Annotated in this window: 14 protein-coding genes; 11 read left to right on the top strand and 3 right to left on the bottom strand. The window is 68.5% G+C overall.

Going from position 1 to position 13,956, the window contains the following annotated elements; all coding sequences use genetic code 11:
- Positions 1–201 precede the first annotated feature (201 nt).
- On the bottom strand, positions 202–1,449 hold the full coding sequence (locus tag IE247_RS18225) for an MFS transporter (RefSeq protein WP_190124216.1): 1,248 nt from the start codon (positions 1,447–1,449) through the stop codon (positions 202–204).
- Between the two features lie 186 nt (positions 1,450–1,635).
- Here IE247_RS18225 and IE247_RS18230 point away from each other — a divergent pair, with 186 nt between their 5' ends.
- On the top strand, positions 1,636–2,115 hold the full coding sequence (locus IE247_RS18230; protein ID WP_229869199.1) for a MarR family winged helix-turn-helix transcriptional regulator: 480 nt from the start codon (positions 1,636–1,638) through the stop codon (positions 2,113–2,115).
- Positions 2,116–2,715: 600 nt separating this feature from the next.
- On the opposite strand, the gene IE247_RS18235 is transcribed toward IE247_RS18230, so the two are convergent.
- Positions 2,716–3,276: a carboxymuconolactone decarboxylase family protein gene (locus IE247_RS18235; RefSeq protein WP_190124217.1), complete on the bottom strand. Its 561-nt coding sequence runs from the start codon at positions 3,274–3,276 to the stop codon at positions 2,716–2,718.
- 253 nt (positions 3,277–3,529) lie between these two features.
- Between IE247_RS18235 and IE247_RS18240 the strand changes: the two genes are divergently transcribed.
- The 8 genes from IE247_RS18240 (at position 3,530) to IE247_RS18275 (ending at position 10,768) form a co-directional block, all read left to right on the top strand.
- Positions 3,530–3,952 (top strand): hypothetical protein, encoded by a 423-nt coding sequence (locus tag IE247_RS18240; protein WP_190124218.1) that lies wholly within the window; start codon positions 3,530–3,532, stop codon positions 3,950–3,952.
- An 89-nt stretch (positions 3,953–4,041) separates the two neighbouring features.
- Positions 4,042–5,529, top strand: coding sequence for a hypothetical protein (locus IE247_RS18245; RefSeq protein ID WP_190124219.1), 1,488 nt, complete (start codon positions 4,042–4,044; stop codon positions 5,527–5,529).
- A 35-nt stretch (positions 5,530–5,564) separates the two neighbouring features.
- Positions 5,565–6,194 (top strand): hypothetical protein, encoded by a 630-nt coding sequence (locus IE247_RS18250; RefSeq protein WP_190124220.1) that lies wholly within the window; start codon positions 5,565–5,567, stop codon positions 6,192–6,194.
- A 51-nt stretch (positions 6,195–6,245) separates the two neighbouring features.
- A complete protein-coding gene (locus IE247_RS18255; protein ID WP_190124221.1) occupies positions 6,246–6,914 on the top strand; it encodes a hypothetical protein in 669 nt (222 codons plus the stop codon).
- 83 nt (positions 6,915–6,997) lie between these two features.
- Complete coding sequence (locus tag IE247_RS18260) at positions 6,998–7,639, top strand: hypothetical protein (protein WP_190124222.1); 642 nt, start codon at positions 6,998–7,000, stop codon at positions 7,637–7,639.
- A 59-nt stretch (positions 7,640–7,698) separates the two neighbouring features.
- A complete protein-coding gene (locus IE247_RS18265; protein ID WP_190124223.1) occupies positions 7,699–8,529 on the top strand; it encodes a histidine kinase in 831 nt (276 codons plus the stop codon).
- A gap of 60 nt (positions 8,530–8,589) precedes the next feature.
- Positions 8,590–9,273 (top strand): response regulator transcription factor, encoded by a 684-nt coding sequence (locus tag IE247_RS18270; protein ID WP_190124342.1) that lies wholly within the window; start codon positions 8,590–8,592, stop codon positions 9,271–9,273.
- 94 nt (positions 9,274–9,367) lie between these two features.
- Positions 9,368–10,768 carry a sensor histidine kinase gene (locus IE247_RS18275; RefSeq protein ID WP_190124224.1) on the top strand — a complete coding sequence of 467 codons (1,401 nt, stop codon included), beginning with the start codon at positions 9,368–9,370 and terminating at the stop codon, positions 10,766–10,768.
- On the opposite strand, the gene IE247_RS18280 is transcribed toward IE247_RS18275, so the two are convergent.
- Positions 10,731–11,237: an SgcJ/EcaC family oxidoreductase gene (locus IE247_RS18280; protein WP_190124225.1), complete on the bottom strand. Its 507-nt coding sequence runs from the start codon at positions 11,235–11,237 to the stop codon at positions 10,731–10,733. The two genes, IE247_RS18275 and IE247_RS18280, sit on opposite strands and share 38 nt — an antisense overlap.
- A gap of 212 nt (positions 11,238–11,449) precedes the next feature.
- On the opposite strand from IE247_RS18280, the gene IE247_RS18285 reads away from it, so the two are divergent.
- Together IE247_RS18285 and IE247_RS18290 are read left to right on the top strand one after the other, a co-directional pair.
- Entirely contained in the window at positions 11,450–12,310 is an 861-nt protein-coding gene (locus IE247_RS18285) for an SMI1/KNR4 family protein (protein ID WP_190124226.1), read from the top strand.
- 112 nt (positions 12,311–12,422) lie between these two features.
- Positions 12,423–13,853, top strand: coding sequence for a chondroitinase-B domain-containing protein (locus IE247_RS18290; protein ID WP_190124227.1), 1,431 nt, complete (start codon positions 12,423–12,425; stop codon positions 13,851–13,853).
- Positions 13,854–13,956 lie beyond the last annotated feature (103 nt).

Consider the following 13,956-nt stretch of genomic DNA (forward strand, 5'->3'; position numbering starts at 1 on the left):
CCTCCACCTTGCCGCCGCCCTGGGCGGCCGTCTCCACCTGGCGGCGGCTGGGGACGAGCATCAGACGGCGCTGTCCGCGGTAGGCCACCTGTATCGCTGCGTCCACCGCGTTCTTCGGCATCGGTCCGAGAGATGGCCGAGACAGGGGAACGGGTCGGCCGGGAGGGCGGGGACGGCGGGGACGGTAGGGGACGGCTGGGCTCATCGGGCTTCCACGGGGGAGGTTCCGATGTCGTCGGCGGTGCCGCCCGCGGTGGTCCGTGTCCCCTCGTCCGGACCGGCGGGGAGATCGCGGTCGGCCGGTTTGCCGTGGGCGTCGAGCCAGCCCGAGTAGACGGCGATGCCCAGACCCACCAGGGAGATCACCGCGGCGACCGGCCCGAGGACCGGCAGGGAGTATCCGGCGGCGATGACCCGGCCGCCGATGAACGAACCGGCGGCGTTGGCGACATTGAAGGCGGAGATGTTGAAGGAGCTGGCCACGGCGGGCGCGTCGCCCGCCTTGGCGAGGATGCGCATCTGGAGGGGCGGCACGGTGCCGAACGCGGTGGCCCCGAGGAGCAGCACCGAGACGGCGGCAGCCGTCTTGTTCTCGCTGGTGACGCTGAAGGCCAGCAGCACCAGGCTGAGCGCCAGCAGCACTGCGTACACCGTGGGCATCAGATGCCGGTCGGCGGCCTTGCCCGCCAGCAGATTGCCGCCGAAGAGACCGACGCCGAAGAGGACCAGCAGCCAGCTCACGGTGGACTCCGCGTACCCGGTGACATCGGTGAGCAAAGGGGTGATGTAGGTGAAGAGGGTGAACACGCCGCCGTAGCCGAAGACGGTGATGAGCAGCGCGAGCAGCACCTGCTTGCGCCGGAGCACGGCGAGTTCGGCGCGGAAGCTGGGCTGGTTCTGCTGCTCGATGACCGGTACGAGCACGGCGATCCCGATGGTGGCGATCACCGAGATGCCCGAAACGACCCAGAAGGTCGAGCGCCAGCCGTAGTCCTGCCCGAGGAAGGTGCCCAGAGGCACACCGAGCACATTGGCCATGGTCGCGCCGGTGAAGACCATGGCGATGGCGCTCGCCCGCTTCTCCTTGGGGACCAGATCGGCGGCGACGACCGAGGCGATGCCGAAGAACGCGCCATGGGCGCAGGCGGTGATGAACCGGGCGCCCATGAGGATGCCGTAGTTGGGCGAGAGCGCGCACAGCAGGTTTCCGGCGAGGAAGATGCTGCTGAGGATCAGCAGGGTCCGCTTCCGCGGCAGCCGGCCGAGCAGCGCCGTGAGGGTGGGGGCTCCGACGACGACCCCCAGGGCGTACCCGGTGACGAGCAGGCCCGCGGAGGTGATGCTGACGCCTAAGTCGTCGGCGACATTGGGCAGTAGGCCCATGATCACGAATTCTGTGGTGCCGATGGCGAAGGCGCTCAGTGAGAGCGCCAGGAGAGCGATGGGCATGGAGGTGTCCTCTGTCTGTGCCAGGAGGCCCGTAACGCGCAATGAGGCATGGCTTGTCGAGAATCGGCGGCGCCAACATATATGCTCGCGCATAGAATGGCAACACATCTATTGCTTATGCATATGATGCAAGGGCGTGCTAAGGTTCCGTGAACCCGTCTGCTCGCACGGGAAAAGGAGACTTGCGTGCCACTCGTCAATCAGGTGAGCCCTCACATCGAGCTGCCGACCGTCCTCGAACAGCGCTGGCAGACGGTGCGTCTCCTCGCGGCACGCCTGGAAGAAGCGCTCTCGAAGGCGCTCCAGGCCGAACACCAGCTGTCGGTCTCCGAGTTCTCCGCGCTGGCCGCGCTCGCCCACTCCGACGACGGCGGCCATCTCCGCCAGCAGTTCCTGGCCGACGCCATCCCTCTCAACCAGAGTTCGGTGAGCCGCCTGGTGGGCCGACTGGAGAAACTGGGACTGACCGAGCGGTATCTCTGCCCTCATGACCGTCGCGGCGTCTACACCCAGATCAGCGACGAGGGGCAGGCCCGGGTCACGGCGGCCCGGATCACCTATGTCCGAGTGCTGGAGGAGACCCTGGGGGAAGCGGCCGAGAACGAGGCGTTCGCACCCCTCGCCGCCTGGCTCACCAGGGAAGCCGCCCCCCAGCGGTCCGCCTGAACCCGCGGCCCTCGGAGCGCCGGGGCCCGGCCGGAGGCCCGACCCCGGTTCACGGTCTCGACGTCCCGCCGCCCGGGCAGCAGCGGGTGGACCCGGTCCATGAACGCGGTATTCGCACAGGTCACCCACGGGTTGCATACCCGCTTGAACTTAAGTTGCATGCACATAAAATGCTTGCGCGTGGATTACGGGTGACGCATTGCCATTCAGAGTGGCCCGCGTCGCATGGTGATTTGCGCGGTGTGGCCGGTTCCGCACCCTGACGGAGAGCCGCCACTCGGAGTTCCCGCAAGCCGTGCCGAGAGGGCGGCCGGTGGCGGATATTCGCACGATCTTCACCGTCTTCGGTCCCGGCTTCGGGAGTGCTATTACGCGGCGATTCCCGGCGGCTGGTTCCCGAGTGGGTGTATCCGCGGGCAACCGCACGGCCGCACGGGGCCGTCCTGGGCCGCCCTGGGTCGCTCCGGCGGGCCGGGCGCGTGTGCCGCCGCTCTCGACGGCGGTGCCGGTGTGCTCGCCCAGCGACGAGGGCCGGCCCCCCGACGGGGGACCGGCCCTCGCTGAAACGTTTCTGACGGAGTCGACCGATACATGAACCTTTCAGTCGGTGCTGCCCGCCGCCGCCTTCGAGTTCACATAGCCCTGGCTGGTGATCCGCCGCGCGGCTTCGGTGTAGTAGCCGGGTTCCGCTGGCAGCGCGGTGTCGAGTGCGTCGACATACCGGTTGTACATGCAGAACGCGGCGGCGATCAGGACCGTGTCGTGGATCTCGGTGTCACCGGCCCCCTCCGCCCGGGCGGCCGCCAGCGCGGCGTCCGACACCGGGTGGGGCTCTTCCCTCACCTCGGCCGCGATCCGCAGCAGCGCCCGCAGCCGCTCGGACACGGGCGCGGTGTCCGCCTGGTGGAGCACCGACTTCACCAGGTCCTGGCCGCCTTCGAGCTGCGCGGCGGCGAAGGCGCTGTGCGAGGCGGAGCAGAAGCGGGTGCCGTTGAGCTCGGAGACGTACGCCGCGATCAGCTCGCGCTCTCCGCGGCTGAGCGGTGACGGGCCGCGCAACAGTGTTTCGACAAGCTGGGACAGCGGCGCGCCGGTGTCCTTGCGGTGGGCGAGCAGCCCCGAGATGCCCGGCAGATCATTGCTCAGTTCGATGTGCGGCACTGTGCGCTTCCCTTCGTGGGGCGAGCGGTTCGAAGTTTCATCCTCATCAGCTCTCGTTGCCGGGAGCAACTCCCAGATTGCGGCGGTTCGGTGAGGACGCGGTGACCGTCTCCCACGGGCGGTCGCACGAGGGCATGACGCGCCATGGCCTGATTCATATAATCGGCTGGGTGTGGTCGCGGCGATGAGCGGCACACGCGCCGCCCGCCCTGGCGGGCGGTGGGGCGGGAAGAGACGATACGGGGATCACAGCATGGTGTTTGGGCAAGGAGCCGGGCCGGGCGGCACGGCCGGGGAGCAGTCCGTACGGCTGAACGGACTGCCGCCGGACGGGCCGATGGCCCCGGCCGGCGGCCAGGGGGACCTGGCATCGACACCGGCCGCCAAGCGCGCCGCCGCCAACACCATCGAATCGGAGCTGGAGCCCCGCACCAAGAAGGCCGGCGACCGGCCCGACGACGCCAACGGCAAGATCATGAGCGGCCTCGACAACTGGGCCACCGCCGCCGGGATGAAGACGGTCCAGGAGACCTGGGACCAGCAGGTCAAGTCGCTGATGGGACGGCTCGCCGGGGAGAAGGGGGCGCTGCGCGCGACCGCCGGCACCCTCCAGGCCACCGACGGGGAGCGCAAGGCCCGTATCGGCGCCGTCCAGTCGAACTTCGACAAGTACTAGACCGCCGCGCCCGACGGGGCCTCGCAGGCCGCCGCCGCCGTCGGCCGCCGCCGTGCCGAGGCGCTCGAACGCTCCCAGGGGGACACACCATGCTGACGTATCACGATGTCATGACGGCCGACTTCGGCGGTCTCTCCGCCGCCGCCGACAAGTGGCAGGAGACGGCCGACGAGTTCGGCAAGGTGGAGAAGCGCTACCGCGACAGCGTGGAAAAAATCACCATGGACCGCACCTGGCTCGGCGACAGCGCCAACGCCGCCCGCGCCAACTTCGCCGCCACCCGCTACGAGTACGAGGCCGCACAGACCCAGGCCAAAGCCACCGCGACCCTGCTGCGCAACGCCCACACCCACTTCACCGAGCTGAAGAAGCAGCTGGAGTCCTCCCGCGCCGACGCCATCAAAGCCGGGATGAAGGTCTCCGACCAGGGCGAAGTCACCTACGACTACGACCGGCTCACCGCCCAGGAGCGCGGCACGGCGATGAACCACCCCGGCCACGCCCAGGAGATCCAGACCGCCGTCCAGAGCTGGCGCGACCATCTGCGGGACCGCGTCAAATTCGTCGACGACGCCGACAACGACCTCAAGAAGGACCTGGAGGCGGTCGTCAAGGACGCGGGCGGCAACAAGAACGACGCCACCGTGGGCGGCTTCAACGGCGACGCGGGGAAGGTGGCCGCCGCCGACGACCAGGCGAAGAAGGCGCGGACCGAGCTGGCCTCCGTCATGGAGATGAGGGAGAACGAGAGCCTCGACGACTATCTGAAGAGGCTTCAGCGCGAGGGGATCACCCGGCTCACCGGCAATGAGCAGCTCGCCAAGACCATTACCGCGTACCTCGCGGGGACGGCAAAGGCGGCCATGGTCATCGAGGCCCTGAGCACTGTCGGGTCGGGGATCTTCAAGCTCAGCAAGTACGCCATCCAGCGAGGCGAGGTTGCGATGAATGCTCCCGGAAGCATGGTCGCGAAGTTCGTCAACACCAAGCTGGCCGCAGCGCAGCCGGGAAGTCTGCTCAGCAAGATTCCGCCGAACCTGCCGCGGGCGATGTACGGCTCCGATCTGGCCGCCGAGTTCGGTGCCCATATGCGGAAGGGCGAGTACTTCATTCCCAAGTCGTATCAGGCGAATCTGGCCACGGTCGCCAAGAACGGCGGTCTGGGGCAGGCGGCCAAGGCGGCCGGCTGGTTGCGCGGCGCGGGCATCGTTGGCAGCGCGGGGGCGACGGTCTACGGCGTGGCGAACCTGGCCACGTACAACACCGACATGATCAAGGCCGATCCTGCCAAGTTCGCCACCGAGGTCACCGGTACGGCGTTCAACGCGTCCCTGACAGCGATGGCGGTGGCACCCAACCCGATCACCGTAGGTTTGGCTCTCGGTACCGGCGCTGCCTATCTCGGTGCCACGGTCTGGGACAACCATGAAGAGATCATGGACGCCGGGCGTGCGGCGGCGGACTGGACCGGTAAGACTGCCGAGAAGATCGGAGACGGTGTTTCCAAGGGCCTCGACAAGGTCGGGGACGGCATCGCGAGCGGTGCGAAGAAGATTTTCAACAACCCCTTCGACTGACACCACGGTGCGTATCAGAGCGAGAAGGGAGACGCATGCGAACCGAGATCACCTCCTTCCGGATGGATTCCCACCGGACGCACAACGGAAGGCAGAGGCCTGATTTTCTGGGCTGGCGGGGAACATCCCCGGAGTTCGGTGAGATCACGGTCGCCTACCCCTTCATGACTGGCGAGTACGAGATCCGCGCCACGGTTCGGGGTGAGAAAGTTCCGACGGTCCTTTTCGACGCCAAGGGCTTCCATGTGCCCGGTCTGCTCATGCCGACGCTGAATCGGGGCACTCTGCGGGTGGGCGAGCGCGAGGTCGCCATGGCCCGCAACCGGCTCGGCACCACCCGACAGGGGCGCGCGCTCCATCTCACCGATGGGGAGGACCGGTACAAGCTCTGGGCGATCAGCCGCAAGCGCTACGCCCTGGCCCGGAAGCCGTCCGGCGAGAGGTCCGGGGTGACCGTCAAGGTCAAGCAGTCCGGTGTCGGCGGCCGTCGGCACTTGTCCGGCGGTCTGTATCTGACGGTCACTGTTGAGGGGCGCGCCGAGCCTACGGACATCGCCCTCGCGGTCATGTTCTCCGGCGTCGACCGTTCCAATCTCACTCGGGGAGGTGCTATCCGATCGATCTTCTCCCGGGGTGCCAACCACATCGTGCACCTCGGCTCCTGAGCAGCGGCTGAAGCGCCCCACAATTGCCACATAGTGAAACGAGTAAATTTTATGCCGTCCCCACCCGAGCAGGGAGCAAAGGTACAGATTGCCACCAAGCCCTTCCGGCTGAACTCCTTCAGGGGCGCCCCCTCGTACCCATCCGGCTTCGAGGGCTGGCGGGGGACTTCCCCGGAGCTGGGCGATGTCTCGGTCACCTATCCCTTCAGGCCTGGTGAGTACGAGCTGAGTTCCATCGTTCAGGGCGAGGGGATCCCGACGGTCCGCTACCACACCAAGGGCCTTCATGTGGTGAGCGGCCTGTTCATGCCGACGCTGAATCGTGGCACTTTGAGGGTGGGTGAGGATGAGGTGACCATGAGCCGTAATCGGCTCGGTGTCACTGAGCAGAGCCGTGCGCTTCATCTGACCCATGGGGGCGACGAGTACCGGTTGTGGGCGATCAGTCGCTTGCATTACGCCCTGGCCCGGAAGCCGTCCGGCGAGAGGCCTGGGGTCACCGTTCAGGTGGAGCAGTCAGGCAAGCACGGCATGCGGGCTATGAAAAGTGGTCGAATGCACCTTTCCTTCACGATTGAGGGCTGTGCTGAACCCACGGACATCGCCCTTGCCGTCATGTTCTCCGGTGTCGACCGATCCACCCTGACCGCGGGAGGCTCCGTTCGGGCGATGTTCGCCCGGGGGAGCGACCAGGCAGTGGAGCTCGGCACCGGGCTCTGACCGTCGGCTGAAGCGCGCCGACATCTGCCGCACAGTGAAACGAGCGAATTGTATGGCTCCTCTATTTGAGCAGGGAGTAGAAGATGCAGACCGTCACCAAGCCCTTCCGGCTGAACTCCTTCCGAAATCGCCATCCCGAGCACGTGGCCGGCTTCGAGGGCTGGCGGGGTACGTCCCCGGAGCTGGGGGAGATCTCGGTCACCTATCCCTTCAGGACCGGTGAGGAGGAGATCCGATCCATCGTCCGGGGTGAGAAGGTTCCGACGGTCCTCTATGACACCAAGGGCCTTCATGTGGCGGCCGGTCTGCTGATGCCGACGCTGAATCGTGGCACTTTGAGGGTGGGCGAGGATGAGGTGACCATGAGCCGTAATCGGCTCGGTGTCACTGAGCAGAGCCGTGCGCTTCATCTCACGCACGGGGAGGACAAGTACCGGTTGTGGGCGATCAGTCGTCTGCATTACGCCCTGGCCCGGGAGCCGTCCGAGGGAAGGCCTGGGGTCGCCATTCAGGTGGAGCAGTCGGGCAAGAGCACCCTGCGGGCGATGAAAAGCGGTCGGCTGCATCTCGCCTTCACGATCGAGGGTCTTGCCGAGCCCACGGACATCGCGCTCGCGGCCATGTTCTCCGGGGTCGACCGAGCCAACCTCACCACAGGGGGCTCCATCCGGGCGCTCTTCACCCGGGGTCGGGACCAGGCGATGGAAATCGCCTGGGGGACCTGACCGTCCGCCGAAGCCACACACGCACAAACACCCGCCACACAGCGAAACGAGCGAATTGCATGCCTTCCTTCGACCTCTCCCGGTACCGGTTCCGCCTCAGTGACGACGACTTGGCGGCCGTCGCGCTGCTGGCGACCGGGGAGCCTGTGCCCGACCGTTTGGCCCCGGCTGTCGCGGGGCTGCGGGAGGCAGGGCTGATATGGCCGGACGGGAGGCTGGCTGAGGCGCTGCTGCCGCTGGTCAACGCGTTGCTTGGGCCTTCGGTCATTGTCGGGGTCGAGACGGCGGGTCGGCAGGGGAAGCTGGCGCACGGGCTGTTGGTCGGATCGGAGGATGTCTTCTCGCACGAGGCATGGCCCGGGGAGGGGGAGTCGGAGTACGTCAGGGTCGACCGGAACATGGTGGTCTGGGAGCTGGCCCGGATGGTGAACCTCCAGCGCTCCGGGGTGCCGCTGACCGGGCCGGGGACCGTCGATTCGACGCTGGGGGTGCTGGACGCGGGGCTGGCCGCCATGGATCACGCGGCCTCGGCCGCCGATGAGCCCGTCGCCGTGCGGGCCGCGTTGGCGGCCGCGGCGGGGCCGTACGCGCAGGCCCCGGAGGGTCTGGCGGAGCTGATCGTTCAGCTGCGGTGCAGCTGGCGGATGACGGCGGCCTGGCCGGGCCACGACGGCACCGGGCCCGGGGTCACGGCTCGGGGCTTCGCGATCTGGGACTGTGGTCCGCTCGGCCACTGGTACCGCGAACTCCCCGCCGAGCCGGTCATGGAGGACGCGACCGGACCCACGACTCCGCTCCGGCTCACCCGGGTCCTCCCCAAGGAGATCTGGCGGATGATCGCCGATCTCCTCCCCGACGACTCGGAGACAGCCGCACCCTCGGCCGCCTGACCGTCTTTTCGTACGTACAGGGATTCGGTCATCGCCCATTAGGGTGCACCCGTGCAAGCATTGCGGGTATTGCTGGTGGAAGACGACGAGCCCGTCGCCGAGTCGCTGCGACGCGGCCTGCTGCGTTACGGCTTCACCGTGGAGTGGGCCAGTACAGGGACGGCCGCACTGGCCGTCACCGACCCCTATGACCTGGTGCTGCTGGACCTGGGGCTGCCGGACACCGACGGGCTGGACGTCTGCCGGGAGCTGCGCAGGCGCGGTGATGTGCCGATCATCGTCATCAGCGCCCGCAGCGACGAGACCGACCGTGTCGTCGGGCTGGAGATCGGGGCGGACGACTATGTCTCCAAGCCCTTCGGCGTCCGCGAGGTGATCGCCCGGATCCGGGCGGTGATGCGGCGGGTCCAGCCCGCGCAGAAGGCGGCCGCCGGGCCGGACCGCTACGGCTCCCGGCTGCTGGTGGACCGCAAGGCCGCACGGGTCAGACTGGACGGGGCGGAGGTCGCGCTCACGCCGAAGGAGTACGACCTGCTGGCGTTTCTCACCGAGGAGCCCGGCGCGCTGATGTCGCGCGAGCAGATCATGGAAGCGGTCTGGGACGCCAACTGGTTCGGCCCGACCAAGACGCTGGACGTGCATGTGGCCGCCCTGCGCCGCAAGCTCGCCGGAGCGGTGGTGATCGAGACGGTGCGCGGAGTGGGCTTCCGGCTCGTCCTCACCGAGAGCACGGACGCCGAGTGAGGGCCGTAGCGGTCCTGAGCGCGGCGGTCCTGAGCGCGGCGGTCCCGAGCGCGGCGGGCCCGAGCGCGACGGGCCCCGGCGGCGGGACGACGGCATGATCCGGCGGCTGATCGTCAGTTACGTCCTCCTGGTCGGCGTCGCCCTGGCGGCCTTCACCGTCCCGGTGGCCTTCACCCTGACCACACAGCTGCGCGGCGACACCGAGGAGTCGGTACGGCGCGAGGCCACCACCATGGCCCTGCTGTTCGGCGGCGGTGACGCGCCCGCCCGGCAGGCGCTGGCCAGGGTCGCGGAGGCGTACGCGGACGAGACCCCCGGAAGGGTCGAGGTGGTGTCCGCCGACGGGGTGGCCGTACCGCCGCTGCCGATGCCCGCCCACCCCGCCGACGCCGCGTTCACGAAGGCGCTGCGCGACGGCCGCACCACGAGCGACTGGGGCGACCGCCCGGTCTGGGGCCCCGAACTCGTCGTCACCGTGCCCGCGTACGCACAGGCCGACGACCGCCGGATCGTCGGCGCGGTGCGCATCCGGTACGCGACGGAGGAACTCAGCGACCGGCTCTGGCGGATCTGGGGATTCCGGGCCTTCCTCGCCGTCGGTGTGCTGGCCGTCGCGGCCGGGCTGGGCGCGATCGTGGCCCGGCTGCTCACCAAGCCGCTGCGTCAGCTCAACGACATGGCCAGCCGCTTCAGCGACGGCGATCTCACCGCGCGCTCGCCGATCACCGGCCCCCAGGAGACCCGGACCCTGGCTCGCACCCTCAACCAGGGCGCCGAGCGCCTGGACACTCTGGTCGCCGCCCAGCGGATCTTCGTCGCGGATGCCTCGCACCAGCTGCGCACCCCGCTGACCGCGCTGCGCCTCTCGCTGGACAACATCGCCGACGGTGTCGACGACGAGTTCGTACGGGAGGACGTGGAGCAGGCCACCGCCGAGGTGGTCCGGATGAGCCGGCTGGTCAGCGGGTTGCTGGTGCTCGCGAGGGCGGAGGCGAAGGTGTCCGCGCCGGAGCCGCTGGCGCTGTGGGAACTGGTCGCGGAGCGGCTGAGCGTCTGGCGTCCGGCGGCCGACGAGCGAGGGGTACGGATCATGCTCATCGGCAGCGTCGACGAACGCCCGCATGTGCTGGCCGGGCCCGGAAACCTCGACCAGGTGCTCGACAATGTGCTCTCCAACGCGCTGGAGGTCTCTCCCGACGGAGCCACCATCGCCGTCCGGCTGACGGTGCCGGACGGTGAGACAGCGGTGCTGGAGATCCTGGACCAGGGGCCGGGGATGTCCGCCGCCGAGCAGTCCCGCGCCTTCGACCGGTTCTGGCGCGGCCAGGGGCTGACCGGCCGGTCGGGGACGGGCCTGGGGCTCGCCGTCGTCCGGCAGCTGGTGACGGACGACGGCGGGACGGTGGCCCTGGGCGACACACCCGGGGGCGGGCTCTGTGTACGGATCGGTCTGCGGCTCAGCCCGCGGCCGGGAGCACCGAGGAATGGTGGTTGACGATCAGCCACTTTCCGCCGCGCTTCTCGTACTGGTAGGTGTAACGGGCCACGACGGGGGCGGTCTTGCTGGTCTTGGGGTCGGTGAGGTGGAAGCGGTACAGACCCGTGTCGACCGCCGAGTTCCCGTCCAGCACATGGATGACCGAGCGGATCTTCTCGCCCTGAGGCTTCTTCTGGAGGAAGTGCTCGAAGTAGTCGACGATCTGGGTGCGGTCGGTACGGATGTCCGGCGACACCGTGGGGAGCAGTACGGCGTCGGTCGCGTAGCGGTCGGCGACCTTCTCCGGGCTCCCGGTGAGCAGGGCCGCGTTCCACTGACCGAAGAGCGCCGCTATCTCCCGCTCGGCGGCCTTGGTGTCGCGCTTGTCGTCCGTGTCGCCGGCCTGGGCGACGCCCACCGCGACGGTGACGGCGACCGCGGCGGCCGTCGTCGCGATCAGAGCGCGGGTACGGAAGGTGCGCTTCATGGGGAAACTCCTGCTCAGTGGGGGTGGGTGAGTCCGGTTGCATCACCTTCCCGGCAGCAGGGTTAGCGCCCGTACAGAGGACGGCAAGGCCACGGACAAATCCCGCCCAAGACCGGGAGACCCGTGGACCCGTGGCCCTGCGGACCCGTGGCCCTGCGGACCCGGGGTCCGGGACCGGGGCGTTGTCAGTGCCGGGTGATTCACTTTTCGGTATGGAAGCCGAACAGTTATTGAGGGCCGTGAGCCCGCTCGCATGGCCGGACTCCGCCGAGCTCGTCTGCGCGGAGCCGGGACATCGGCCGGGGCACACCTGCCTGCCCGTCCCCGATGGAACGAACTCGTCGGACGTCCTGGAGGTGTTCGGCGACTGGTACGGGAGGCCGCTCACCGAGGAGAGCGGGCTGCCGGCTGTGCTGCCCTGCGGTGAGGAGGCGCGCTGGACGCATGTCTGGCCGTTCGCCGGACGGTGGATAGCGTTCGGCAGGGGACGGAGTGAGGACGCTCGGTCGCTGCTGGCCGTGGCCCGGCGGCCCGCCCCGAGCCTGGACGGGCTGCCGCCGGACGCGTCCTGGCTGGACCGGCTGGTCGCCGTCACGGGCCGGTCGTCGTCAGGGGCGCGCGATGAGGTCGACTGGACGGCGGTCGAGTCCCGGTTGGGCACCCGTCTGCCGAACGACTACAAGCGTCTCCACGAGACGTTCGGGGAGGGGCTGTTCGACGGATTCCTCAATGTCCACTCCCCCGACGACGTCATCTGGCACGCGGAGTACGCGGCGCGAGTCGGCCAGGAGCCGTGGGAGCCCCATCCGCCCTTCCCCGCACCGGGAGGAGTGCTGCACTGGGCGAACAATGAGCACCACCAATCGTTCGCCTGGGTCACCGAGGGCCCGGATCCCGACCGTTGGGGTCTGTACGCCACCTATGAGGGACCCGAGGAGGGAATCCGGTTCGAGTGCACCATGACGGAGTTCCTGTTCCATCAGCTCACTGATCCACAGCATCCCTTCGGAGTGCCCGCCGAAGTCGGCGCGCACTGGTTCCAGGACCACAACGAGCCAGAAGGGGGCGGCTGATTGGCGAACACACCGCCCGTCGAACGGTGCTTCCCCCTCTTACCTCCTCACGTAGAGTCGCTGCGTCAGCAAGGCTTGGACCAGCACTTATCCCTTTCGTTCAGGAGGCATCATGCACCGACGCTCACTCCTCAAGGGCACCTTCTCCGGCGCGATGCTCGCCGCCGTGCCGCTCTCCGCGCTGCTGCCGGCCAGCGCGTCCGCCGCCACGACGAGGGTCACTTCGCTGAGCGACCTTCAGACCGAGATCAACCGCGCGGCCCCCGGCGACCGAATCGTCCTGGCCAACGGCACATACACCGTCCCCTCCGGCGGCGCGATCAATGTCTCGGGCAAGCACGGCACCAGCGGTGCACCGATCACCATCGTCGCGGAGTCGCGCGGCGGCGCGGTGCTGAACGGCGAGCGCAGCTTTGTCTTCAGCAACTCCAGCGACATCGCCGTCAGCGGATTCGCCCTCCGGCAGAGCACCACGCTGGAGATCCCGGCGAACAGCCCGCGCATCCGGCTGACCCGCAATGACTTCCGGTTCGCCGACATCAGCGGGCTCGACTGGGTGGTCGTACGCGGCGACGATGCCAAGATCGATCGAAATTATTTCCACGACAAATCCACCGAGGGCATCTTCGTGGTGCTCGACGGCCCCGGCTCGACCGCGCTCGCCCAGCGTCTGCACCTCTTCCGGAACCATTTCGCCAACCACAGCTTCGCCGGTGCCAACGGCGGCGAGCCGATCCGGCTCGGCGTCAGCGGCCGGGCGCTCTCCAGCGCCCACGCGGTCGTGGAGTACAACCTGTTCGAGAACTGCGACGGAGACCCCGAGACCATTTCGGTGAAGTCCTCGGACAACACCATCCGTTACAACACGATCCGCGACAGCCTCGGCGGAATCGTGCTGCGCCACGGCAACAAGACCACGGTGGAAAGCAATTACCTGATCGGCGGCACCGACGGTGTGCGTGTCTACGGCAATGACCATTTGATCGTCAACAACTATCTGAGCGGGCTCTCGGGACGGGCCCTGGTGATCGGCAGCGGCACCACCCGTGACCACCACTCCGGCGAGACCACCGAGCAGCGACGTGGGAACGACGCCTGCGACCGTGCGGTGATCGCGCACAACACCCTGGTCAACAACGCCCGTACGCTCTCCGGCGAGAGCAGGGCTCATGAGCCCCGCGACGTGGTCATCGCGGACAACCTGCTGGTCGGCAGCGTAGGCAGCCTGGTCGAGATGGGAGCGACCACGGGCTTCAGCTGGCAGAGCAACATCCTGTGGGGCGCGGCGTCCAACGGCAACATCCCCGCCGGAAGCCACACCCGGGTCGACCCGCTCCTCCAGCAGGGGGCCGACGGGGTGTTCCGGCTGTCGGCGGGCAGCCCGGCGATCGGCGCGGCGACGCTGGCGAGCCCCGCCGTCGCCGATGACATCGACGGCCACGCGCGTGGCGCCGCCCGTGACATCGGAGCGGACGAGTACACGACGGCCGCCCCCGTCCGCCGTCCGCTCACGACGACGGACGTGGGCCCGAACGCCTCGTGAAGGGTCGATCGCGGCAGTGGCCCGACTCTGGCCTGATTGCGAGGACCGTGTGAAAGGGGCGGGGGTTTCAGCAGCCACGAAAATGTGACTGCCAGGACTCCCG

The sequence above is a fragment of the Streptomyces inusitatus genome (assembly GCF_014651115.1).
Lineage (GTDB): Bacteria > Actinomycetota > Actinomycetes > Streptomycetales > Streptomycetaceae > Streptomyces > Streptomyces amakusaensis.